Consider the following 23,685-nt stretch of genomic DNA (forward strand, 5'->3'; position numbering starts at 1 on the left):
CTGAACCCAAGATTCAGTGTTAAGAATTGCGCAACAAAGCATTTATTAGCATAACGATCCTGAACCCCGGCTGATCTGAGTCAATTCGACTACTGCTGATTCTCCTGCTCGGTGAACAAATCGCTGAACAGCATGCTCGACAAATAGCGCTCACCGGAGTCCGGCAGAATCACCACGATGGTCTTGCCCTGCATTTCCGGCTTCTCGGCCAGGCGCACCGCTACGGCCATGGCCGCGCCGCAAGAGATACCGCACAAAATTCCTTCTTCCTGCATCAGACGCAGCGCCATGGCCTTGGACTCGTCGTCAGTGACCTGCTCCACCCGGTCGACCATCGACAGATCGAGGTTCTTCGGCACGAAACCCGCGCCAATCCCCTGAATCTTGTGTGGGCTCGGCTTGATCTCTTCACCCGCCAGCGCCTGGCTGATCACCGGTGAAGACACGGGCTCCACCGCCACCGACAGAATCGGTTTGCCCTGGGTATTCTTGATATACCGCGAAACGCCGGTGATGGTTCCGCCGGTTCCGACGCCAGCCACCAGCACATCGACGGCGCCATCGGTGTCATTCCAGATTTCCGGGCCGGTGGTTTTTTCGTGGATCGCCGGGTTGGCCGGGTTATCGAACTGCGACGGCATGAAGTATTTGCCGGTGTCGCTGGCAACAATTTCGGCAGCCTTCTCGATCGCGCCTTTCATGCCCTTGGCCGGTTCGGTCAGGATCAGCTCTGCGCCGAGGGCCTTGAGCACCTTGCGCCGCTCGATGCTCATTGATGCCGGCATGGTTAGCATCAATTTGTAACCACGGGCGGCGGCAACGAAGGCCAGACCGATGCCGGTATTGCCCGACGTCGGCTCGACGATGGTCATGCCCGGCTTGAGTTTGCCGCTGCTTTCGGCGTCCCAGATCATATTCGCGCCGATCCGGCACTTGACCGAATAACCGGGGTTGCGCCCCTCGATCTTGGCCAGAATGGTCACGCCACGCGGCGCGATGCGGTTGATCTGCACCAGCGGCGTGTTGCCGATGGAATGGGCGTTGTCAGCGAAAATACGGCTCATGGCTGGGTCCTTATGCAGCGTTGAATTCAGCGTTCCAAGGTATGCCTGTTGCCTGGCGCAGTCCAGTCGGGTCGAACGTCTGCGCCGCGCCACAGTCAATCGCTTACACCGTTCGGGAATTGTTGCCATGAAGCGTCGTTATAGCTGGCCAATAGGGATTGTTGCCGTCGTGGTTGTGCTGCTGATCGCCCTGCACATCGCCCTGCCCTACGTGGTGCGCGATTACCTGAACGGCAAACTGGCCGACATGGGTGACTACCGCGGCCAGGTCACCGACGTCGATCTGGCCCTGTGGCGCGGCGCCTACCGGATCAACGGCCTGAAGATCGTCAAGGTCGACGGCAAGGTGCCGGTGCCGTTCGTCAACGCGCCCGTGATCGATCTGGCGGTCAGCTGGCATTCGCTGTGGTACGACCATGCCGTGGTGGCGCAGGTGCAATTCTTCAATCCCGAGATCAACTTCGTCGATGGCGGCCCCAACAAGCAGAACTCGCAGACTGGTAAAGGCACCGACTGGCGGGCGCAACTGGGCAAGTTGCTGCCGATCACTCTCGACGAGGTGCAGATCCACGACGGCAAGATCACTTTCCGCAATTTCAACTCCAAACCGCCGGTCAACATGAACGCCAGCAACGTCGAGGCGAGCATCTACAACCTGACCAACGTGGTCGACAAACAGGGCAAGCGCGATGCCCGCTTCGAAGGCAAGGCCAAGCTGCTCGGCCACGCACCACTGGAAACCACGGCCACTTTCGATCCGCTGAGCAATTTTGAGGACTTCCAGTTCCGCCTGCGCGCCCGCGACATCGAACTCAAGAGCATGAACGACTTCGCCTCGGCCTACGGCAAGTTCGACTTCAACGCCGGGCACGGCGACGTGGTCATCGAAGCCCAGGCGAAAAAAGCCCAGGTCACTGGCTACATCAAACCGCTGCTGCGCGACGTCGAAGTGTTCAACTGGCAGCAGGACGTGGAGAACAAGGACAAGAGCATCTTCCGCTCAGTCTGGGAGGCCATCGTCGGCGGCACGGAAACCGTGCTGAAGAACCAGGCGAAAAACCAGTTCGCCACCAAGGTCGAACTCAGTGGCAACGTGCATCAGCAAAACATCAGCGCGTTCGAAGCGTTTTTGCAGATTTTGCGCAATGGCTTCATTCAGGCTTTCAATGCGCGGTATGAGCGGCCTAAGCCGGATGCGGGGTAGTTCTTGAAAATCCGCGCTGCTTTGCAGCTATCGGGGGATGAATCCCCTCGCCACAGGGGCGTTGTCTGGCGTCAGACCGAAACCGAGTCAACATGTGACGCCCCATTCAGAGACTGAATAAGCCGTCTGCGTTCACAGTCGACCGGGCTGCGCGTTATAGTCGGGGCATCCGATTTTTTCGCCACCGCCCTGCCCGTGCAGGTCGGCGTTACCGTTCGAGGATTAGCAGATGAAGTTCGAAGGCACCCAGGCCTACGTCGCCACCGATGACCTGAAGCTGGCGGTCAATGCCGCCATCACCCTGGAGCGGCCACTGCTGGTCAAGGGCGAACCCGGCACCGGCAAGACCATGCTCGCCGAGCAACTGGCCGAATCGTTCGGCGCCAAGCTGATCACCTGGCACATCAAGTCCACCACCAAGGCCCATCAGGGCCTGTACGAGTACGATGCGGTCAGCCGTCTGCGCGACTCGCAACTGGGCAACGAAAAAGTCCACGACGTGCGCAACTACCTGAAGAAGGGCAAGCTCTGGGAGGCTTTCGAGTCCGAAGAACGGGTGATTCTGCTGATCGACGAAATCGACAAGGCCGACATCGAGTTCCCCAACGACTTGCTGCAAGAACTCGACAAGATGGAGTTCTACGTTTACGAGATCGACGAGACCATCAAGGCCAAGAAGCGCCCGATCATCATCATTACCTCGAACAACGAGAAAGAGCTGCCGGACGCCTTCCTGCGCCGTTGCTTCTTCCACTACATCGCCTTCCCCGACCGTAACACTCTGCAGAAAATCGTCGACGTGCACTACCCGGACATCAAGAAGGATCTGGTCAGCGAAGCGCTGGACGTGTTCTTCGACGTGCGCAAGGTGCCGGGCCTGAAGAAGAAGCCGTCGACCTCGGAACTGGTCGACTGGCTGAAGCTGCTGATGGCCGACAACATCGGCGAAGCAGTGCTGCGCGAGCGCGATCCGACCAAGGCCATTCCGCCATTGGCCGGTGCGCTGGTGAAGAACGAGCAGGATGTGCAGTTGCTTGAGCGCCTGGCGTTCATGAGCCGTCGCGGTTCTCGCTAAGAGGCTGATGCCATGTTGCTCAACCTGTTCAATGAAATGCGTGCAGCCAAGGTGCCAGTATCGGTGCGCGAGCTGCTCGACCTGATCAACGCGCTGAAGCAGCGCGTGACCTTCGCCGACATGGACGAGTTCTACTACTTGTCGCGGGCGATTCTGGTCAAGGACGAACGGCATTTCGACAAGTTCGACCGTGCGTTCGGCGCCTACTTCAATGGCCTGGAAAAGCTCGACGATCACTTGCAGGCGCTGATTCCCGAAGATTGGTTGCGCAAGGAATTCGAGCGTTCGCTGACTGATGAGGAACGCGCGCAGATCCAGTCCCTCGGCGGTCTGGACAAACTGATCGAGGAATTCAAGAAACGTCTGGAAGAACAGAATGAACGCCACGCCGGCGGCAACAAATGGATCGGCACCGGCGGCACCAGCCCGTTCGGCTCCGGCGGCTTCAACCCGGAAGGCATTCGGGTCGGCGATGCCGGCAAGCGTCAGGGCAAAGCGGTCAAGGTCTGGGATCAGCGCGAGTACAAGAACCTCGACGATTCGGTGGAACTGGGCACGCGCAACATCAAGGTCGCCCTGCGTCGTCTGCGTAAATTCGCCCGTCAGGGTGCGGCGGAAGAGCTGGACATCGACGGCACCATCGACCACACCGCCAAGGACGCCGGTCTGCTGAATATCCAGATGCGCCCGGAACGGCGCAACACGGTGAAGCTGTTGTTGCTGTTCGACATCGGCGGCTCGATGGATGCGCACGTGAAGATCTGCGAGGAACTGTTCTCGGCCTGCAAGACCGAGTTCAAGCATCTGGAGTACTTCTACTTCCATAACTTCATTTATGAGTCGGTGTGGAAGAACAACATGCGCCGCACGTCCGAGCGTTTCTCGACCCAGGATTTGCTGCACAAGTACGGCGCCGACTACAAAGTGATCTTCATCGGTGACGCCGCCATGGCGCCCTACGAAATTACCCAGGCCGGCGGCAGCGTCGAGCACTGGAACGAAGAGCCGGGCTACCTGTGGATGCAGCGCTTCATGGAGAAGTACAAGAAGCTCATCTGGATCAATCCTTATCCGAAGGACACCTGGGGCTACACCTCGTCGACCAATATCGTGCGCGATTTGATCGAGGATCAGATGTATCCGCTGACCCTGCGCGGGTTGGAAGAAGGGATGCGGTTTTTATCCAAATAAAAGCCAAAGATCGCAGCGTGCCGCAGCTCCTACAGGGAAATTCGCGTTTCCATGTAGGAGCTGCCGCAGGCTGCGATCTTTTGCTCTTCAACCAAAGCGCTGCAAATACTCGACATGCTCCCGGTGCGCCACTTCCTGCACCACCGGCCTTAACCGCACCTGCGCCCCAGGCAGACACTGCGCCAGTCGCGCCAGCGCCAACGGCGTCAACGCTCCCAACCTTGGATAGCCACCAATCGTCTGCCGATCATTGAGCAGCACAATCGGCTGTCCATCCGGCGGCACCTGCACCGCACCCAGCGGAATGGCTTCGGAAATCATCGGCCGGCCCTGATACTGCAACGCCTTGCCCAACAGCCGAATGCCCATGCGGTCGGCGCGACTGTCGAGCGTCCACGGACTGTTGAACACATCGAACAGACTCTGCCCGCTGAACTGGCCGATCTGTGCACCGAGCACCAGATCCAAAGGCGTATTCAGGCGCAAATCAGGTCGATGCGCCTGCGGTACTTCACGCGCCTGCAGAGCCGCACCGCGATAACTCAATGTCGCGCCCTTGGTCAGCGGTAACCCCATGCCATCCAACCCGCCAAGTTCTTCGCGCACCACCGTGGCACTGCTGCCCAGCACCTGCGGCGCGTCGAAACCACCCGGCGCCGCCAGATAAGCCCGGGCACCGAGCAGCGGTTGGATAAACTTCAATGTTTGCCCTTTGCCCAGTTTGAAACTGCGCCACGGCGCCAGCGCCTGCCCGTCGATCTGCGCGCCAAGATCCGCCCCGGCCAGCGCCAGCAGGCAATCTTGCTGCGCCACTACAGCAAACCCGCCGAGGGTGATTTCGATCACCGGCACACCCAATCCGTTACCCAATAACCAGTTGGCCCAGCTCATCGAGCACCAGTCCGCCGCACCGCCCTGGGTCACGCCCAAATGGCGCACGCCAAAGCGCCCGGCGTCCTGCAACAAACACAGCGGCGTGCTGGCTTCAATCGTCAGTCGGCTCATGCCAGCGCCTCCAGTGGCGTGTCATCGCCGCCCAGGTTAATGAACTCGGCGTGGCTCACCGCTTCGAAACGCACGGTGTCGCCGGGTTGCATCAGGCTGTAGCCGTCGCGATGGCGGTCGAACAGTTTCGCCGGGGTGCGACCGATCAGGTTCCAGCCGCCGGGGGACACCACCGGATAAGCCGCCGTCTGCCGCTCGGCGATACCGACGCTGCCGGCCGCAACTTTTTTGCGCGGGGTGTCCAGACGTGGCGCTGCCAGCACCTCTTCCACCAGCCCCATAAAGGCAAACCCCGGCGCAAAGCCAAGGGCGAACACCTGATATTCACGCGCGCTGTGCCGACGAATCACCTCCTCCACCGCCAACCCGCTGCGCTGCGCCAACAGGCTCAGTTCGGGACCGACACTCAGGTCGTACCAGACCGGCAACACATGGCACTGGCCGCCGGTGCGCGCATTTGGCGACAGGTCGATCAAGGCTTCAGCGATCAATTCACGCGCCTGACTGGGGCTCAACGCAGTCAGGTCGTAATGCACCATCAACGTGGTGTAGGACGGCACCAGGTCGATCAACTGCGCGCCAAACACCCCGCGCAAGCGCTCACTGGCGGCGAGCATCCACGGCATGTTGGTTTCGGCGATGTCATCGAACAGGCGCAGCATCAGGCAGTCGAGGGCCACCACTTCAATCCGTGGGCTCATGGCGCGCTCTGCTGATTCAGGGCCTCGCGAATGCGCTGCACGGCGGCCACCGAACTGGCGTTGTCGCCATGCACGCACAAGGTGTTGGCCTGCAGGTGCAGCGTGCTGCCGTCACTGGCGACGAGGTCACCGCCACGGGCGATGGTCAGCGCCTGTTCGATGATTTTTTCTGCTTCGTGATGCACCGCACCCGGCAGTTGCCGCGAAACCAGTCGACCTGCACTGTCGTAGGCGCGGTCGGCGAAGGCTTCGAACCACAGGGTCACGCCGTATTCGTCACCGAGTTGCTGCGCCGCTGAATTGTCGCGGGTGGCCATCAGCATCAACGGCAAGCTGCGATCGTAGGCGGCAACGGCCTGAATCACCGCCCGCAACTGCGCCGGGTTGGCCATCATGTCGTTGTACATCGCGCCGTGGGGTTTGACGTAACTGACTCGCCCGCCCTGCGCCTTGCAGATGCCGTCGAGGGCGCCAATCTGGTAATGCAGGATGTCTTGCAGTTCCTGGGCGGAATAGGCCATGGAACGGCGGCCGAAACCGACCAGATCCTGATAGGCCGGGTGCGCGCCGATCTGCACGCCGTGGCTCAGGGCCAGGCTGACGGTCTTGCGCATGATGCTCGGGTCGCCGGCATGGAAGCCGCAAGCCACGTTGGCGCAGTCGATGAAGGGCATGACCTCGGCGTCCAGACCCATGGTCCAGCTGCCGAAACTCTCGCCGATGTCGCAATTCAATAGCAGGCGGCTCACGGTGAACACTCCTGTAGCTTCTTGTCTTTTTGTCTGTAGGACGCTTGCCCGGCAGGTTATCAGTTACTGCGCATCCAGTTGCTTGCCACGGGTCTCCGGCAGGCTCAGTGCGGCGAGAATCACCACGCCGTAGGACACCGCAGCGAACGCACCGATACCCACGCTCAACGGGACTTTCTGACTCAGCAAACCAATCAACAGCGGAAACAATGCCGCCAGCGCCCGACCGATGTTGTAGCAGAAGCCCTGCCCCGAGCCGCGAATTCGCGTTGGAAACAGCTCGGTGAGAAACGCGCCCATGCCGCTGAAAATTCCCGAAGCGAAGAAGCCCAGCGGAAAGCCCAGCCACAGCATCACCCCGTTGCTGACCGGCATCTGCGTGTACAGCAGAACGATGGTGAACGAGCCGACCGCGAACAGGATGAAATTCTTTTTACGTCCCAGCAGATCGGTCAGATAAGCGCTGATCACATAGCCGACGTAGGAGCCGACAATTACCATCGCCAGATACCCGCCGGTGCCGAGCACACTCAAGCCGCGTTCGTTCTTCAGGAAGGTCGGCAGCCACGAGGTGATCGCGTAGTAACCGCCGAGCGCACCGGTAGTCAGTAGCGACGCACGGAACGTGGTGAACAGCATGCCTGGGGCAAAGATCTCGTAGAACTTCGCCGGATTCTGCGGAGTTTGCGCCGCCTTGGCTTCGCGATAGATCTCCGGGTCTTTCACCAGCCGCCGCACGAAGATCACGAAAATCGCCGGGACGATGCCGAGGATGAACAGCGCTCGCCAGGCATCTTCCGGCGGCAACACCGAGAACAGCAACGCATACAGAATCGCCGTCAGCCCCCACCCCAGCGCCCAGCCGGATTGCACCATGCCCACCGCTTTGCCGCGATCCTTGGCGCGGATCACTTCACCGATCAACACCGCGCCGGCGGTCCATTCGCCGCCGAAACCGAAGCCCATCAGGGTGCGGGCGATCAGCAGCTGTTCGTAGTTCTGCGCAAAACCGCAGAGGAACGTGAAGAAGGCGAACCACAGCACCGTCAGTTGCAGAGAGCGCACGCGGCCGATGCGGTCGGAGAGAATCCCCGCCACCCAGCCACCAATGGCCGAAGCGATCAGGGTGCTGGTGTGAATCAGCCCGGCCTGTCCGGTGGTGATGCCCCACATGGCGATCAGGGTCGGTACCACGAAGCTGAGCATCTGCGTGTCCATGCCATCCAGGCCATAGCCGATCTTGCAGCTCCAGAAGGTGCGACGCTCTTGCTGATTGATGTTGCGATACCAGTCGAACGGGCCGGGGCGGGCCGTGTTCTTGGGGAGGTCGAGGGTGTCAGGCGCACGCATGGCAAGTCTCCGCAGGCTTTTATTGGTCTTGTTCGAAGTTCCGACGACGCCTATCGTGGGAACCGGATGCGCCGATTTTTCGTCGCCCGGCCCTGCTGCGTCCAACGAATAAAAACCCGCCTTAGGCATAAGAAAAATTTGTCACCCGAGCCGTTGCCATGAACTTGAAGTTTCTCGAGACCTTTGTCTGGGTCGCCCGGCTGAAGAGTTTTCGCCTGACCGCCGACAAGCTGTTCACCACCCAAGCGTCGATTTCCAGCCGCATCGCGGTGCTCGAAGGCGAACTGGGGGTGAAGCTGTTTCTGCGTGACTCACGCGGCGTCAGCCTGACGCCCGAAGGCCTGAAGGTGCTGGATTATGCCGAGCAGATGCTCGATACGATGTCGGCGTTGAAGCAATCGATCGAGACCCGTTCGAGCAAGGTCGGGCGGGTGCGCATCGGCGTAATGGACACGGTGATCCACACCTGGCTCAGCCCGTTGGTGGCGCAGATGACCGATCTGTATCCGCGGGTGGAAATCGAGCTGGTGGCGGATACCTCGCTGAACCTCTGCGATCAGCTGCAAAAAGGCTTTCTCGACATCGTTCTGCAAACCGATCTGGTGCGCCACGAAAGCGTGCGCAGCCTCGAGCTGGCCAGCCATCCGCTGGGCTGGATCGTTGCGAGCAATTCGATCTACAACCGCGAGTACGCTGACCTCGGCGAACTCGCGCAGGAGCGGATCATCACCTACTCGAAGAACTCCCGACCGCATCAGGATCTGCTGGCATTGATGCAGGCCAACGGTGTATTGGCGCCGCGGCTGAACTGCGTGAATTCGGTGTCGGCGATTACCCGACTGTTGCGTGATGGTTTTGGGATTGGCGTGCTGCCACCGGTGCTGGTGGCCGAGGAACTGGCGCGGGGTGAACTGACCTTGCTCGACATCGACCAGCGACCGCCGAATCTGCAGGTGGTGGTGTCGTGGCGAGTTGGCGTGGAGTGGGTCGAGGAGATGGTGACGTTGTGTCAGCAGGTGCTGGAGGGGTATGCGCGCAAGGTCGGTGAAAAGTACATCACCTTGAGTTCCTGAAAAACAAAAGATCGCAGCCTGCGGCAGCTCCTACAGGGAAACGCATATTCCCGTGTAGGAGCTGCCGCAGGCTGCGATCTTTTGCTCTTGACCTTTTACAAGCCGCGCACGTCGCGGTCTTCAATGGGCCGGCTCTGGCGCAAACGCCGGCCGCCGAGCACCACCCAGTCAATCAGACGAATCAGGCACTCGATGCCGAACGACAGCAGCAACGCGCCGCTCATGCCCCAGATCATCGCTTCTGGAGTCAGCAGGATCTGGTAGCTGTAGCCGTTCCAGGTTTCCTTGCGAATGTCCGGGTCGGCGGCCAGCACCACTTGCAGAAAGCGGATGTACCACGGGCCCTGCATCGCCTGGAACTGTTTATCCAGCGCTGTCTGGCGGTTGAGCAAGGTGCTCAGGCTGTCGGCATCGCTGCGAAATACCGGGTCATCACTGGCGCGGTAATGCGCGACCAGCGCCTGCAAGTCGCCCTTGAAGAACTGCTCGGCGGTGCCCTGAAAACCGCGCAGACCGGTCTGCGCTTCGATCAGATGGGCTTCGACGCGTTTGGCGTAATCGTTGATGAAACCCGGCACCTGGACACCGATCAACAGGCCCGCCGCAAACAACACCAGCCGTAGATAACTGAGCAACATCGAGGAAAGATCCTTTATTCGGTCGTGCCCTGGCTGACGCATTCGCCGCGTCGCCACAGGCTCCATTGGCCCGGTTGGTAACGGGTCCAGGTTTCGTTTTCGGTCAAAGGCTCGGTAGCGATCACCGTGACCACGTCGTTAGGCGTGGTTTCCGCCTGGAAATCGACGATCACATCGACATCCTTGAGCCGCGCCGGGCCGAACGGTGCGCGCCGGGTGATCTGTGCCAGTTTGGTCGAGCAATAGCAGAACAGCCAGTCGCCGTCGCTGAGCAGGCAGTTGAACACGCCTTTGCTGCGGTATTCGGCACATGCAGCGACCAGTTCCGGCAGCAGCACTTCTATATCGACCGGTTCCGGGAATGCTGCACGCACGCGGTTGAGCAAATCGCAGAACGCCGCTTCGCTGTCGGTATCGCCCACCGGGCGGTAGAAACTCTTGATCGGGGTGAAATCGGCGAGCTGGCCGTTGTGCGCGAAACACCAGTTGCGCCCCCACAGTTCGCGGACGAACGGGTGGGTGTTGGACAGGCAGACCTTGCCGACGTTGGCCTGACGGATGTGACCGATGACCACTTCACTCTTGATCGGATAGCGCTGCACCAGGTTGGCGACTTCCGATTCGCTGCTGGCGGCCGGGTCCTGAAACAGACGCAAGCCGCGACCTTCATAGAAGGCGATGCCCCAACCGTCGCGGTGCGGGCCGGTACGCCCGCCGCGCTGCATCAGGCCGGTGAAGCTGAACACGATATCGGTCGGCACGTTGGCACTCATGCCCAGTAGTTCACACATGTGCTGACTCTCGTGGTTACAGACGCGGCTCGACGCGCATGCGCTGCGGATTGTTCGGCACCGGCGGGCGACCGTAGCGGTCATCACCGGCAGCGCCGAACGGCTGATCGTCGTCGCGATCATCGGCACGCGCCGCCGCTTTGGCGGCCTCGGCCTGCTCGCGTCGGGCGCGCGAGGCGCGTTCGATCGGGAAGCGGATCAGCACGAAAATCAGGTAGATGCCGAACGCAATCATGCCGTACATGAACAGATCGGAAATCGCCCGCCAGGCGTTGTTGCCGACCTTGAAGGCCAGATCCAGCGCGGTAATGGCGATCGACGGTGCAACCTTGGCTTTCACCGGGTCAATGATGGTCGGGCTGAACAGCAACACTGCCATCAACACCCGCAGCGGCTCGCGCAGCCAGCGCCACATCCAGCGGGTCAGGCGCATCCATACCAACAGGCAGCCCACAGCAGCAAAGGCGTAGAGGCCCCAGGCGATCAGATAGTCGTTCTCGGTCATGGTGTCCATGGCAAGGCAGGCAAAGAGGCGCTTATAGTAACGACTTTTCGCCCGTCAGGCTTGTCCCAATGCCAGACGGCCCGCCGCATACCCTGTGGGAGCGAGCTTGCTCGCGAAAGCGATGGGTCAGTGAAACAAATGTCATCTGACAGAACGCCTTCACGAGCAAGCTCGCTCCCACAGGGGCTGAGGCGGTTTCAACAACCGCGAACACCATTATTCCGAATACTGTCCGAGAGCCTTCCATGCCCGAATCCGCCCACGTCATCCGCGCCCCGATCGCCCGCAAGGCAGCCGGTGCCGACCCGTATGCCTGGCTGCAGGAACGCAACACCGACGCGGTGCTCGACTACCTCAAGGCCGAAAATGCCTATCAGGAAGCGCAAACCGCCGATCAGGCCGGCCTGCGCGAGAGCCTGTTCGAAGAGATCAAGGGCCGGATCCTCGAAACCGACCTGTCCCTGCCCTCGCCATGGGGCCCGTATCTGTATTACACGCGCACCACGGCGGGTGACGAATACGCCCGCCATTACCGTTGCCCACGTCCGGCCGACGACAGCCTGACCCTCGACGAAAGCCGCGAGCAACTGCTGCTCGACCCGAACGTGCTGGCCAACGGCGGTTTCTTCTCGCTCGGCGCGTTCAGCATCAGCCCCGATCACCAGCGTCTGGCCTACAGCGTCGACGCATCGGGCGACGAGATCTACACGCTGTTCGTCAAGGAGCTGGCCAATGACAAGGTCAGTGAACTGGAATTTCAGGACTGCGACGGCAGCATGACCTGGGCCAACGACAGCCTGACGCTGTTCTTCGGTGTGCTCGACGACACCCATCGCCCGCACAAACTGTTTCGCTATCGCCTCGACGGCACCGCCGCCGAAGAGGTGTTCCACGAGCCGGACGGGCGTTTCTTCCTGCATTGCTACCGCTCCAGTTCCGAGCAGCAATTGCTGCTGACCCTGGGCAGCAAGACCACCAGCGAAGTCTGGGCACTGGACGCGCATCAGCCGCACCTGCCCTTCACTTGCATGGCGCCACGGGTCGAGGATCACGAATACGATGTCGACCACGGCGCGCTGGATGGCGTGTGGACCTGGTTCATCCGTACCAATCGCGACGGCATCAACTTCGCCCTTTATCAGGCGCCGGATACCGGCGTGGTGCCGGGCGAGGCCGATTGGCAGAACCTCATCCCGCACAGCGACACAGTGATGCTCGACGGCGTGACGCTGAACACGGCGGCCATGACCCTGAGTCTGCGCGAAGGCGGTTTGCCGGTCATCGAAGTTCATCCGCAAGGACAGACGCCGTATCGCGTGCAATTGCCGGACGCGGCTTACAGCCTCTATGTGCAGAACAGCCTGGAGTTCGAGAGCGACCGCATCCGTCTGCGTTACGAGGCGCTGAATCGTCCGGCGCAGGTACGACAGTTACTGCTGGCCAGCGGCGAGCAAACCGTCCTGAAAGAAACCCCGGTGCTCGGCCCGTTCGACGCCGACGCCTACGTCAGCCAACGCCTGTGGGCCACCGCGCCGGACGGCACGCAGGTGCCGATCAGTCTGGTGATGAAACGCGAGATGGTCGGTAAACCGGTGCCGCTGTATCTGTACGGTTACGGCGCCTACGGCTCCAGCCTCGACCCGTGGTTCTCCCACGCGCGCCTGAGCCTGCTGGATCGCGGCATGGCCTTCGCCATCGCCCACGTGCGTGGCGGTGGTGAGCTGGGCGAGGCGTGGTATCGCGCCGGCAAACAGGAACACAAGCACAACACCTTCAGCGACTTCATTGCCTGCGCCGAATTCCTGATCCTCAACGGCATCACCACCGCCGAGAAACTGGCGATCAGCGGCGGCAGCGCTGGCGGCCTGTTGATTGGCGCGGTGCTCAATCAGCGCCCGGACCTGTTCGGCGTGGCGATTGCCGAAGTGCCGTTCGTTGACGTGCTCAACACTATGCTCGACCCGGACTTGCCGTTGACCGTCACCGAATACGACGAGTGGGGCAACCCGGAAGAGCCGGACGTCTACGAGCGGATCAAAGCGTACGCGCCGTACGAAAATGTCACCGCGCAGGATTACCCGGCAACCCTGGTCATCGCCGGCTACAACGACAGCCGCGTGCAGTACTGGGAAGCGGCCAAGTGGGTGGCGAAACTGCGCGCGACCAAGACCGACGACAACCTGCTGCTGCTCAAGACCGAACTCGGCGCCGGGCACGGCGGCATGAGCGGGCGTTATCAGGGATTACGTGACGTAGCGCTCGAATATGCATTTGTGTTCAAGGTTTTGGGCCTGGCCTGAGGAACTCCGTCGGTCACTTGGGTCTTAATTCCAGACCCAAGGGGCCGATACCTATGAACACCTGTAGGAGCTGCCGCAGGCTGCGATCTTTTGATCTTGTCTTTCAAAATCAAAAGATCGCAGCCTTCGGCAGCTCCTACAGGGGATCGTGAAGTGCCTTGAAATGTGAAAACAATAAAGACCGCAACGACATGTCAGAACCGACCTTACTGAACAACGAAATTCGCGACTGGCTGATGGACTGTGGCCTGTTCGATCAATTGCAACTGGCGGACTTTGCCGCGGCATCAGGCTACTTCAGCATCAGCACTGTAGCCGAGGGCGAAGCAATCTTCCGTGAGGGCGATGCCGGCAGTTTCATGTGCATCCTCCACACCGGTCAGGTCGCCGTGCAAAAGACTGGCCCCGACGGCCAGGTCATCACCATGGCCACCCTGCGCAGCGGGCGGGCGTTTGGCGAAATGGCGGTGCTCGATGGTGAGCGCCGTTCGGCCACCTGCATCGCCGCGAGCAACTGCCAACTGCTGAACCTGGGCAAGGACTCGCTGGAAAAAATGCTCAACGACGCGCCGAAGATCGCCGCCAAGATCATCCGCGCCCTTGCCGTGTCACTCTCCAAACGTTTGCGCATGGCCGACGGCCAACTGGCGGCGCAACAGGTTTAACCGCCGGGGGATTTGACCTTGGTGCCGCTCGGCTCGATGCCCGGCACCGGTTGATCCTTGCTCGGCGGGCTGGGCATTTCGATCGGCACCAGCGGCGGGCTGCCACTGCCGGCACCGGCCTTCGGTGCGCTGATCGGGGTGATTTGCGGATACGGCGTCGGCGTGGCGGTTCCCGGCGAGCCGGGTTGCGGCGTCGGGCTGACCGGAATGGTCTGCTGCGCCTGCACTGCAGTAATCGAGAGCGCGGCCAGGGCAATGACCGTTAGAATGGTGCGCTTCATCAAGGGCTCCGTTTGGCCTTTAGTCTGCGCTCAGGCTACTCCCAACGGGCCTGCTTGCCTTCCCCCTTGTAGAGATTTCCATGAAACGTTTCGTTCTGCTCGACACCACGCCGATCCCTGACAACGGCGGTGCCCTGTGCCTGTTCGAGTATGGCGAGGATTTCGTCATCAAGATCCAGGGCGGCGACGGCGGGCAATTGATGAACACGCGCATGCACGGTTCCGAAGATGCGCTGGCCGAGATCCCTTGCCGCAAGGTCGCCGGCCGGCCGAATTCGCGGGTGCTGATTGGCGGTCTGGGCATGGGTTTCACTCTCGCCTCGGCGCTCAAGCACCTGGGCAAGGGTGCCGAAGTGGTGGTCGCCGAACTGGTGCCCGGCGTGGTCGAGTGGAATCGCGGGCCGCTCGGTGAAAAGTCCGGACGACCATTGCTCGACCCGCGCACGGTGATCCGTCAAGACGACGTGGCCAAGGTCCTGCAAAGCGAGCCGAGCGGCTTCGACGCGATCATGCTCGATGTCGACAACGGCCCCGAAGGCCTGACCCAGAAGGCCAACAGCTGGCTGTACTCGGCCGCCGGTCTGAACGCCTGCGCCAAGGCCCTGCGGCCCAAAGGTGTGCTGGCGGTGTGGTCGGCCAGTGCTGACCGGCAGTTTTCCGACAAATTGAAGAAGGCCGGGTTCAAGGCCGAAGAAGTCCAGGTCTTCGCCCACGGCAACAAGGGCACCCGCCACACGATCTGGATTGCCGAGAAGCTCAAGGGCTGAGCTAAACTCTGCACATAACCGTCATTAGTCCTTTTACAAAGGTGAACCCATGAGTTCGTCCACCCCGACCAACACGTCGAAGCTCGATCGCATCCTTGCCGACAACCAGCGCGACAAGGAAATGGGCTACCGCGACAAGGCCCTGAAGATGTATCCGCACGTCTGCGGCCGCTGCGCCCGTGAGTTTTCCGGCAAGCGTCTGAGCGAACTGACCGTGCACCACCGCGATCACAACCACGACAACAACCCGCAGGATGGCTCGAACTGGGAACTGTTGTGCCTGTATTGCCACGACAACGAACACTCGCGCTACACCGACCAGCAATATTTCGGCGACGGCTCGCTGAGCACGCCGAAAATCGCCAAGGCCACGCATAACCCGTTCGCCGCCCTCGCAGGGCTGATGAAAAAAGAAGATTAAAAGCAAAAGATCGCAGCCTTCGGCAGCTCCTACAGGGTGTACGCCATTCAATTGTAGGAGCTGCCGAAGGCTGCGATCTTTTGATCTTATCCCCGTATAATCGCCCTCTTTTTCCCGAAGGCACCCCGCTCGTGGCAGACAAACGTTACAGCTGCATTGGTTTGTACAACCCCAAATCACCGGAGAACGTCGGTTCGGTGATGCGCGCCGCAGGCTGTTACGGCGTGGCGTCGGTGTTTTACACCGGCAAGCGTTATGAACGCGCCGCCGATTTCGTCACCGACACCAAGCGCGTGCACTACGACATCCCGCTGATCGGCATCGACGACCTGAAAAAAATCCTCCCGCTCAACTGCGTCCCGGTCGCCGTGGAACTGGTCGAGGGCGCCCGCCCGCTACCGGAATACACCCACCCGGACCGCGCGCTGTACATCTTCGGCCCGGAAGACGGCTCGCTGGATAAAGAGATCCGCGACTGGTGTGAAGACGTGGTGTACATCCCGACCACCGGCTGCATGAACCTGGCGGCGACGGTCAACGTGGTGCTTTACGACCGCATGGCCAAGGGCCTGAATACTCGCTCCGGGCCGAAATTCCGCTGAAACGTCGCACATTCGATGGAACGAGCCGGCCGCTGCGGCAGTCAGCTTATCTATCTATTGCACATTGCCTGGGAGACAGATCATGACCGAACTCAAACGCGTCCAACGTATCGATTCCACCCCGTTCCAGAGCCCGACCGAGCAGAACGTCCAGGGCTGGGAGCGCATCGGCTCGCTGGCCGGTGGCGTGATCATGGTCGGCAAGGGCCTGCGCCGTGGCGGCGTGTTCGGTCTGATTCAGGTGGCAATTGGCGGCGTGGCGATGGCCCGTGGCATCACTGGGCACAGCTCGGTGAAAAGCTTGCTGGAGAAAAGCCGTCAGGACATAAACAACGTGCGGGCGAAGATCGAGCGCGCCGGTGAAGAACTGAGCCAGCTCAAGGCCAACGCGGAGGCGGCAACCAGCACCGCGACGGTGACCGGCAATGATTCGGTGAAATCGCCGAAGGCCGGGGTTTAAAAGCAAAAGATCGCAGCCTGCGGCAGCTCCTACATGTGGAATGCGTTTCCCCTGTAGGAGCTGCCGCAGCCTGCGATCCTTTGATCTTTACTGCAACAATGCGCTATCGAGGACTTTGGAAGACTCGCCCAGAACACTCTCGGCCAGTTGCACAAACTCCTTGGTACTCACCGTCCCCAGATGCATCGCCCCGCGCAACACATCATCCAGCGAACGTTTGTTGCGCGTCTTCAAGCGAATCTCGCGATCCAGTTCCTGCAAGACAATCACCGCTTTTGCAAGCTGCGCCGCACTGATCTGTTCGCCGCGCAGGGTCGTGACTTTCTGACTGTCCCGGGTCAACTTCGCCTGCAACGCCTGATAGCGCTCATCGCTCATGCCCCCGGCACGCCGCAGCAGTTCGATCGCGTAGTACTCGGCAAAGCCTTCGCTGATCCAGTCGCTGCGCTGTTCGTCATTGATGCGCCCGAACACCTGCGCCAGCTCACGTACCAGCGCACTGCTGCCGCTCTCGCTGACCAGCGGCAAACGTGTGTTCAGGTAAATGGACTCATGCGCACCGAGGCTGCCGCGCCACATCGGGTCGTTGGCACCGACGATTAGCAGTTTTTTCGGATGCCGGGGATAGACCGCTTGCACCTGCGGCCAGACGAACGTCAGCAAGGTCAGCACATCCATGCGGCGCATGCCCTGCCCTTGCGGTGAGGCCACGGTGACTTCGGTTTCGCCCAGGCGCGTGCGGCGGCTGCCGAGGTGACCGGCGAGCATCCAGCCGGTCGGGCGGTCGAACAGGCGTGACGGGTTGTCGATGCGGAATTTGTTCTTGCCGATGCGCGGCCAGGCGGTTTCAACGCTTTGCCAGCCATTGGGCAGTTCGAATTGCAGACGCGACACCAGCTCGACGCCATCCTGCTGATCGAGCCTGGCCGGCGGCACCAGATCATCACCACGCAGCAGCGCCCAGCTCGGGGTCATGCGTGTGTCGAAGCTGCCGCTCTTGCGGCCGTGGCTGATGGTGACGCGATAAGTCAGGCTGGGCTTGTCGCCGATCGGGCGCCAGAGGCCCCGGGTCTGTTTGCCCGGGGTCAGTTGCCACTGGCCGTCGGCCTTGAAGTCGCTGTAATGGCTGCCGTCACCGAGGTCAAAGTCGAGGCTGCGCACCGCTTCGCCTTTGGCCAGGGTCAGGCGTACTTCGGCCTGATCGCTTTGCGGCAACAGGCGTACGTGGTAATCGAGGTCGACTTTTTTCGCCGCCCACACTGGTGCGCTTAGCGCCATCAGAGCGATCAGCGATGCCCGCAGCAATCCCCCAGCCATACACACTCCTTGTTGAATCCTGGAAAACCTTGGTGCTTAACCAGCCCGAAAAATCAGGTGATCTTCCCAGTCGTCCTCCGGCACGCTGCCTTCGGCGAGCATGCGCCCGGACTGGGAAATCCGTTCGTGGTGCACGGCGTCACGATCGCCGCACACCAGGTGGTGCCACAGCGGCAGATCCTTGCCTTCGCTGACCAGACGATAACCGCAGGTCGGCGGTAGCCATTTGAATTCTTCGGCCTGGCCCGGAGTGAGCTGGATACAGTCCGGGACAAACTTGATGCGATTCGGGTAGTCGCTGCACTGGCAGGTTTTCAGGTCCAGCAGTTTGCAGGCGATGCGCGTGTAATAGACGCTGTTGTCTTCTTCATCTTCGAGTTTCTGCAGGCAGCACAGACCGCAGCCGTCGCACAGCGATTCCCATTCCTCGTGATCCAGTTGCTCGAGGGTTTTGCGTTTCCAGAACGGTTCGACTATGGCGGCCATGGTTCAAGCATCAACATCAGGTGGTGAAAAGGCCGCCAGTCTAGTGCCCAAGGCCTTGCGGGCCAAGCGCTGGCGACTGTCGGTAAATCGCGCTTGTCAGCCGAATCGCCGCCCAGTAGGGTTTTGCCACGAATTCATGACTCAAACACAGCAAGGAATCTTTTGATGAGTGCCAACCCTCGCGTCGCCGATTACGCCATTCACCCGCAGTTCACCGACCGCTGGTCGCCCCGCGCCTTCACCGGTGAAGCGATCCCGGAAGAAACCCTGCTGAGCTTTTTCGAAGCCGCACGCTGGGCGCCGTCGGCCTACAACTCGCAGCCATGGCGCTTTCTGTATGCGCGCCGTGACACGCCGAACTGGGAGCGCTTCCTGGGCCTGCTGAATGAATTCAACCGCAGCTGGGCGCAACACGCTTCGGCGCTGGTGATCGTGATTTCGAAAACCACCTTCACCGCCCCCGGCGCCAGCGAAGAGTCCCCGGCGCTGTGGCACACCTTCGACACCGGTTCGGCCTGGGGCCACCTGGCGCTGCAAGCGAGCATCAGCGGCTGGCACACCCACGGCATGGCCGGTTTCGATCAGGAGCTGACCCGCAAGGAGCTGAACATTCCGCAAGGTTATGCGCTGCATGCGGCGGTGGCTGTCGGCAAGCTGGGTGACAAGGCAACTCTGGCCGAGTACCTGCAGGCCCGTGAAGAGCCGAGCCCGCGTCGTCCGCTGAGCGAGCTGGTGGCGGAAGGCGACTTCACCCTCTAAGCCACCATGCAAAAACCACTGTAGGAGTGAGCCTGCTCGCGATGGCGTAGTGTCAGACAACATCAATGTCGACTGACACACCCTCATCGCGAGCAGGCTCACTCCTACAGGTATCGCGGTGGATTTAATATCCGCGGTTGAAATCCACTTCCCCGCGCAACGCTTCTCCCGCCTGATACGCCTTCAGGTTCTCGACGAACAACTGCACCATCAACGCTGGCGACGTCGGTGCCGAGCTGTGTCCGGTCAGCAACAAGCCCCACGCCGTCCAGAACGGATGGCGTTGCGGCAACGGCTCCTGACGGCAGACGTCGATCACCGCACCGGCCAGATGCCCTTCCTTCAGGGCTTCCACCAGATCCGCATCAACCACCGCCACGCCGCGTCCGACGTTGATGAACAACCCGGTCGGCTTGAATTGCTTGAACAGCGCCGCGTCATAAATGTCGTGGGTGTGCTCGGTATTCGGCAGCAGATTGACCACGTAATCGACCACGCCCACCAGCCGTGGCAGATCCGCCATCGAGCCGACTTCGACGAACGGCGCCTGCTCGCGCGCGCTGCTGGCGATGCCGTACAGCTCGACGCCAAACGGCAGCAGAAACTGCGCCACGCTCTGGCCGATATCGCCGGTGCCGACGATCAGCACCTTGCGCCCGACCAGACTCTGGCCGGTGCGGTTGTCCCACTTGCGCTCGACCTGGCTGACCAGACGCGCCAGCACTTCCCGCTCGTGGCCGAGCATGTAGGTCAGCACGTATTCGGCCATCACCTGACCGAAGATCCCCACTGCGCGGGTCAGGCGGTAATCGCGGCGCAAGCCGTCAGCGAGCAACGGCGTGATGCCGGCCCAGGTCGATTGCAGCCATTGCGGCTGATGGCCCTGACGCAGCAGGGTCGCCAGCAGATCCGGCTGCCCCAGCCACACCGGGCAATCGGCAGCCTGACGGGCCAGTTCGGCAGAGTCGCCACTGGTCAGTACTTCGAGTTCGGGGGCCGCCTGACGCAGCAGCCGGGCGTACACCGCGTGGTCGTGTTCAGCAATCAGAACGCGCATCTTCAAACCTTTCGCAAACCGTGCAGGCAACCGCCGAAAGAGCCGTGCTCCTTCGTGGCGGTCGTCGCCGTAAAATCAGTTCCAGGGTGGCAAGAGGCCCAGAACAGGGCCTCGCAGATCAGACCGGGTCGTTGCGTCGCAGCAATTCTTCGGGCAGGTGTTCGATATACTCGTCCTCGGCCGGTGGCATCTGCAGGTGATAGCCCTGCTTGTCGAGGTTTTCCAGGACCACGACGATGTCCTCGCTAGCCAGCTTGCGCTCAGGCGACAGCACCAGATCGAAGGCATGTTTCGGCTTGCCGAACGCCAGCATCAGGGGTTCCGGCACACGCTCCAGAGCATCGCTCTTGAGCACATAAAGGTACATCCCGCTTCGCTTGGAGCTTTGATAAATGGAGCAAATACGTTTCAAGGCTGTTCTCCGGCGGTGGCCAGGCTGTCGAGCAGCTTCTGGCCCATGAGTTCGCGGCGCCAGCCACGCAGCGACTCAGGCAATTGATATGGGCCCTCGGGGAAGCCGCTTTTGACCAGCGCTTCGAGGGTTTTCTTGCGCAGCATCAGTTCCGGGGCGATGCCCAGGCGTTCGGCTTCGACCTGGCCGAGGGCGCGCAGTTGCTTGATCAGCGCAGCGGCTTCGACCGGCAATGGTTCCGGCACCGCCGGCGGCCATTGATCAGGCCCCACACTGCCAGAGCGCTTGATCAGATCAAGCAGAAATTGGCCGTCCTGACGCACGGTACGCGGGTGCATGTCTTCGATCTTGCCCAGCGCGGCGAGGTTGTCCGGTTGCGTGCGGGCCAGCGGCCACAGCGAGTGTTCACGGATGATGCGGTTGCGCGGCAGATCACGGGCACGCGCTTCTTTTTCACGCCAGGCGCACAGTTCACGCAGCACCGCCAGTTGCGCGCGGGACAGTTTCCACGCCAGTTTGGCTTCGCGGTAGACCTCGTACGGGTCGGTCTCGCGGCGCAGGTTGGCGACCAGTTCGGCGCCGTCCTCCAGCACCCAGGCGAACTTGTCGTCGGACAGTTTCGGCCGCAGCTGTACGAAAACTTCCGCAAGATGCACCGCGTCTTCGGCGGCATAGCTGATTTGTGTGTCGGAAAGTGGACGCTGCAACCAGTCGGAACGGGTTTCGCCCTTCGGCAACTCAATGCCCAGCACTTCCTGCACCAGCCGCGAATAGCCCATCGAGAACCCAAGGTTCAGGTAGGCCGCTGCCAATTGTGTGTCGAACAGCGGCGCCGGCAGGCTGCCGGTCAGGCGCAGCAACACTTCGAGATCTTCGCTGCAGGCATGCAGGACTTTGAGCACCGCCGGGTTTTCCAGCAACGCCGCCAGCGGTTGCCAGGCGTCAATGGTCAGCGGATCGATCAGGTAGGCGCGTTTGCCGTCACCGACCTGCAGCAAGCCGGCAATCGGGTAGAAGGTGTCGACCCGCATGAATTCGGTGTCGAGGGCAACGAACGGCAGTTGCTGCCACTCGGCGCAAAACTGCGCGAGGCTTTCGTTGTCGCGAATCCAGTGAATATCGATGGCCACACGGCTCTCCCTTGAAGAATGGCGCGCAGTATATATCGCCGCCGACGTTTTACGCGCCTGCGCTGGGCCAGAGCTGTAACGAAATGTCCTGCCAGAGAGAAAGAATAGTCTTACAGCGAGATTGACAAAATTAATCGGAGCGCCCCGTGTAGGAGCTGCCGCAGGCTGCGATCTTTTGATCTTGTTTTTAAAAACCAACGTCAAAAGATCGCAGCCTGCGGCAGCTCCTACAGTGGGGAGAGTCATATTTAGTTTTTAAATAATGCTCGGGAAATCTGATTTGCCGATACGTGTGCTGCGTCGCCTAATCGACAGCCTCCGCAATCCAGAGTCTGCCGATGCAAAATGTCCGCGCCACCACCCGCCCCGCTGCCTGGCTGATGTTCGGGATCATTCTCGTCGCACTCAATCTGCGCCCATCCATGGCCGCCGTCGGGCCGTTGCTGTCGGCAATTCGTGGCGATATCCCGCTGAGTTTCAGCGTGGCATCGCTGCTGACCATGCTGCCGGTGATGGCGATGGGGGTGGCGATGTTTTTCGGTATCGGCATCAGCCGGCGCCTGGGCGAGCAACGCACGGTGATCCTGTCGTTGTTGATCATCGGCCTGGCGACGCTGTCGCGGCTGGTGCTCGATTCGGCACCGCAGTTGATTGGCAGCGCGGTGCTGGCCGGGATGGGTATCGCCCTGATTCAGGCGCTGATGCCGGTGCTGATCAAGTCACGCTTCCCCGACCATGTGGCGCTGTGCATGGGCCTGTATGTCACATCGATCATGGGCGGCGCCGCGCTGGCCGCCTCATTGTCGCCGCTGGTGCTGGTGCTGACCGGCAGCTGGCGCATCGGGCTGGCGATCTGGGCGGCACTTTCCTTGCTCGCGTTGCTGGTCTGGTGGACACAGTCGACCTCGTCATCCCTCCAGATCACGCCTGTAGGAAAAGAGTTCTTCACGCGTAATTCCCGCGCCTGGCTGCTCGCCCTTTTCTTCGGGCTCGGCACGGCGTCCTACACCTGCGTACTCGCCTGGCTGGCGCCGTACTACGTGGAACAAGGCTGGAGCGAACAGCAGGCCGGGCTGCTGCTGGGTTTTCTGACCGCCATGGAGGTGATTTCCGGGTTGGTGACTCCGGCCATCGCCAACCGTAGCCGTGATCGCCGTATCGTCCTCGCAGGGTTGCTGCTGCTGATCATCGGCGGCTTCTGCGGACTGATCCTCAGCCCGCAACACCTCAGCCTGCTGTGGCCGTGCCTGTTGGGGCTGGGGATTGGCGGCTTGTTCCCGATGAGTTTGATCGTCTCCCTCGATCACCTCGACAACCCGCAGCGCGCCGGCAGCCTGACCGCGTTTGTGCAAGGCATCGGCTACTTGATCGCCGGGCTTTCGCCGCTGCTGGCCGGAGTGATCCGCGACCGGCTCGGCAGCTTCGAATGGGCCTGGTGGTCGCTGACCGCAGTGATGGTGGTGATGCTGCTGATAGTGCTGCGCTTCGACCCTCGGCAGTACGCCCGACACATCTGTTGAAGCCGAATGCCGCCGCCGGGCTAGAGGCCTGTTGCCATCTTTTTGCGGTTTATTTGCCGACGTCGTGTTGCTAAAAGTTTCTGTCCCACTGGCGACATTGAAACGTCCTACAGGGCTTTGTCCTGGCACCATCGTTCCGCTACGATCATGCGCACACGTTTG

At 61.1% G+C, this 23,685-nt stretch carries 26 protein-coding genes; 12 read left to right on the forward strand and 14 right to left on the reverse strand.

The genetic code is table 11. The annotated features are described in order from the left end of the window. Positions 1-89: 89 nt before the first annotated feature. Complete coding sequence (gene cysK / locus JN524_RS11430) at positions 90-1,064, reverse strand: cysteine synthase A (RefSeq protein ID WP_202369403.1); 975 nt, start codon at positions 1,062-1,064, stop codon at positions 90-92. 127 nt (positions 1,065-1,191) lie between these two features. On the opposite strand from cysK, the gene JN524_RS11435 reads away from it, so the two are divergent. From JN524_RS11435 to JN524_RS11445, 3 genes are all read left to right on the forward strand, one after another. After that, entirely contained in the window at positions 1,192-2,268 is a 1,077-nt protein-coding gene (locus tag JN524_RS11435; RefSeq protein ID WP_202369404.1) for a DUF748 domain-containing protein, read from the forward strand. Between the two features lie 229 nt (positions 2,269-2,497). After that, entirely contained in the window at positions 2,498-3,343 is an 846-nt protein-coding gene (locus JN524_RS11440; RefSeq protein ID WP_098967703.1) for an AAA family ATPase, read from the forward strand. 12 nt (positions 3,344-3,355) lie between these two features. Continuing rightward, positions 3,356-4,534 carry a vWA domain-containing protein gene (locus tag JN524_RS11445; RefSeq protein WP_202369405.1) on the forward strand — a complete coding sequence of 393 codons (1,179 nt, stop codon included), beginning with the start codon at positions 3,356-3,358 and terminating at the stop codon, positions 4,532-4,534. Positions 4,535-4,621: 87 nt separating this feature from the next. On the opposite strand, the gene JN524_RS11450 is transcribed toward JN524_RS11445, so the two are convergent. The 4 genes from JN524_RS11450 to JN524_RS11465 form a co-directional block, all read right to left on the reverse strand. Next, positions 4,622-5,539 (reverse strand): biotin-dependent carboxyltransferase family protein, encoded by a 918-nt coding sequence (locus JN524_RS11450; protein WP_202369406.1) that lies wholly within the window; start codon positions 5,537-5,539, stop codon positions 4,622-4,624. Next, positions 5,536-6,240 carry a 5-oxoprolinase subunit B family protein gene (locus JN524_RS11455; RefSeq protein ID WP_202369407.1) on the reverse strand — a complete coding sequence of 235 codons (705 nt, stop codon included), beginning with the start codon at positions 6,238-6,240 and terminating at the stop codon, positions 5,536-5,538. The genes JN524_RS11450 and JN524_RS11455 overlap by 4 nt, the downstream gene beginning before the upstream one ends. Further along, on the reverse strand, positions 6,237-6,989 hold the full coding sequence (locus JN524_RS11460; protein WP_202369408.1) for a 5-oxoprolinase subunit PxpA: 753 nt from the start codon (positions 6,987-6,989) through the stop codon (positions 6,237-6,239). Before JN524_RS11460 ends, JN524_RS11455 begins: the two co-directional genes overlap by 4 nt. A 63-nt stretch (positions 6,990-7,052) precedes the next feature. Then, positions 7,053-8,339 (reverse strand): MFS transporter, encoded by a 1,287-nt coding sequence (locus JN524_RS11465; protein ID WP_202369409.1) that lies wholly within the window; start codon positions 8,337-8,339, stop codon positions 7,053-7,055. Between the two features lie 158 nt (positions 8,340-8,497). Here JN524_RS11465 and JN524_RS11470 point away from each other — a divergent pair, with 158 nt between their 5' ends. After that, a complete protein-coding gene (locus JN524_RS11470; RefSeq protein ID WP_202369410.1) occupies positions 8,498-9,412 on the forward strand; it encodes a LysR family transcriptional regulator in 915 nt (304 codons plus the stop codon). A gap of 95 nt (positions 9,413-9,507) precedes the next feature. On the opposite strand, the gene JN524_RS11475 is transcribed toward JN524_RS11470, so the two are convergent. Genes JN524_RS11475 through JN524_RS11485 form a run of 3 tightly spaced genes read right to left on the reverse strand, consistent with a single transcriptional unit; the run spans position 9,508 to position 11,355 of the window. Then, positions 9,508-10,050, reverse strand: a complete 543-nt coding sequence (locus tag JN524_RS11475) for a DUF2937 family protein (protein WP_007969600.1) — start codon at positions 10,048-10,050, stop codon at positions 9,508-9,510. 14 nt (positions 10,051-10,064) lie between these two features. Further along, positions 10,065-10,841 carry a class II glutamine amidotransferase gene (locus tag JN524_RS11480; protein ID WP_202369411.1) on the reverse strand — a complete coding sequence of 259 codons (777 nt, stop codon included), beginning with the start codon at positions 10,839-10,841 and terminating at the stop codon, positions 10,065-10,067. 16 nt (positions 10,842-10,857) lie between these two features. Further along, the gene (locus tag JN524_RS11485; RefSeq protein ID WP_064586450.1) at positions 10,858-11,355 is read right to left on the reverse strand and encodes a hypothetical protein; all 498 of its coding nucleotides are present in this window, start codon (positions 11,353-11,355) and stop codon (positions 10,858-10,860) included. Positions 11,356-11,591: 236 nt separating this feature from the next. On the opposite strand from JN524_RS11485, the gene JN524_RS11490 reads away from it, so the two are divergent. Together JN524_RS11490 and JN524_RS11495 are read left to right on the forward strand one after the other, a co-directional pair. After that, positions 11,592-13,646 carry a S9 family peptidase gene (locus tag JN524_RS11490; RefSeq protein ID WP_202369412.1) on the forward strand — a complete coding sequence of 685 codons (2,055 nt, stop codon included), beginning with the start codon at positions 11,592-11,594 and terminating at the stop codon, positions 13,644-13,646. A gap of 191 nt (positions 13,647-13,837) precedes the next feature. Then, a complete protein-coding gene (locus tag JN524_RS11495; RefSeq protein WP_007969596.1) occupies positions 13,838-14,311 on the forward strand; it encodes a cyclic nucleotide-binding domain-containing protein in 474 nt (157 codons plus the stop codon). Here the strand turns inward: JN524_RS11495 and JN524_RS11500 are convergent. Continuing rightward, on the reverse strand, positions 14,308-14,592 hold the full coding sequence (locus JN524_RS11500; protein WP_003222617.1) for a hypothetical protein: 285 nt from the start codon (positions 14,590-14,592) through the stop codon (positions 14,308-14,310). The genes JN524_RS11495 and JN524_RS11500 overlap by 4 nt on opposite strands. Before the next feature lie 80 nt (positions 14,593-14,672). Here JN524_RS11500 and JN524_RS11505 point away from each other — a divergent pair, with 80 nt between their 5' ends. From JN524_RS11505 to JN524_RS11520, 4 genes are all read left to right on the forward strand, one after another. Continuing rightward, on the forward strand, positions 14,673-15,359 hold the full coding sequence (locus JN524_RS11505) for a spermidine synthase (protein WP_202369413.1): 687 nt from the start codon (positions 14,673-14,675) through the stop codon (positions 15,357-15,359). A gap of 49 nt (positions 15,360-15,408) precedes the next feature. After that, the gene (locus JN524_RS11510; RefSeq protein WP_003222612.1) at positions 15,409-15,780 is read left to right on the forward strand and encodes a YajD family HNH nuclease; all 372 of its coding nucleotides are present in this window, start codon (positions 15,409-15,411) and stop codon (positions 15,778-15,780) included. A 131-nt stretch (positions 15,781-15,911) separates the two neighbouring features. Continuing rightward, positions 15,912-16,382 carry an RNA methyltransferase gene (locus tag JN524_RS11515; protein ID WP_007911337.1) on the forward strand — a complete coding sequence of 157 codons (471 nt, stop codon included), beginning with the start codon at positions 15,912-15,914 and terminating at the stop codon, positions 16,380-16,382. Positions 16,383-16,464: 82 nt separating this feature from the next. Continuing rightward, a complete protein-coding gene (locus tag JN524_RS11520; protein ID WP_047598116.1) occupies positions 16,465-16,842 on the forward strand; it encodes a YgaP family membrane protein in 378 nt (125 codons plus the stop codon). Between the two features lie 87 nt (positions 16,843-16,929). On the opposite strand, the gene JN524_RS11525 is transcribed toward JN524_RS11520, so the two are convergent. Both JN524_RS11525 and JN524_RS11530 read right to left on the reverse strand, forming a co-directional pair. Continuing rightward, positions 16,930-18,159: a hypothetical protein gene (locus tag JN524_RS11525; protein ID WP_202369414.1), complete on the reverse strand. Its 1,230-nt coding sequence runs from the start codon at positions 18,157-18,159 to the stop codon at positions 16,930-16,932. 36 nt (positions 18,160-18,195) lie between these two features. Further along, positions 18,196-18,645: a YcgN family cysteine cluster protein gene (locus JN524_RS11530; protein WP_098967686.1), complete on the reverse strand. Its 450-nt coding sequence runs from the start codon at positions 18,643-18,645 to the stop codon at positions 18,196-18,198. Positions 18,646-18,810: 165 nt separating this feature from the next. On the opposite strand from JN524_RS11530, the gene JN524_RS11535 reads away from it, so the two are divergent. Continuing rightward, complete coding sequence (locus JN524_RS11535) at positions 18,811-19,404, forward strand: nitroreductase family protein (protein ID WP_202369415.1); 594 nt, start codon at positions 18,811-18,813, stop codon at positions 19,402-19,404. A gap of 124 nt (positions 19,405-19,528) precedes the next feature. Here JN524_RS11535 and JN524_RS11540 read toward each other — a convergent pair whose 3' ends face one another. The 3 genes from JN524_RS11540 to rnd form a co-directional block, all read right to left on the reverse strand. Then, entirely contained in the window at positions 19,529-20,461 is a 933-nt protein-coding gene (locus JN524_RS11540) for a D-2-hydroxyacid dehydrogenase (protein ID WP_202369416.1), read from the reverse strand. A gap of 118 nt (positions 20,462-20,579) precedes the next feature. Further along, positions 20,580-20,873, reverse strand: coding sequence for a YcgL domain-containing protein (locus JN524_RS11545; protein WP_097086697.1), 294 nt, complete (start codon positions 20,871-20,873; stop codon positions 20,580-20,582). Next, positions 20,870-22,003, reverse strand: coding sequence for a ribonuclease D (rnd, locus tag JN524_RS11550; protein WP_123586883.1), 1,134 nt, complete (start codon positions 22,001-22,003; stop codon positions 20,870-20,872). Before rnd ends, JN524_RS11545 begins: the two co-directional genes overlap by 4 nt. Positions 22,004-22,341: 338 nt before the next feature. On the opposite strand from rnd, the gene JN524_RS11555 reads away from it, so the two are divergent. After that, on the forward strand, positions 22,342-23,523 hold the full coding sequence (locus JN524_RS11555; RefSeq protein ID WP_202369417.1) for a cyanate transporter: 1,182 nt from the start codon (positions 22,342-22,344) through the stop codon (positions 23,521-23,523). The last annotated feature ends 162 nt before the right edge of the window (positions 23,524-23,685 follow it).

Origin of the sequence: Pseudomonas sp. MWU318, assembly GCF_016756945.1 — a bacterium.
Taxonomy (GTDB): Bacteria; Pseudomonadota; Gammaproteobacteria; order Pseudomonadales; family Pseudomonadaceae; genus Aquipseudomonas; species Aquipseudomonas putida_A.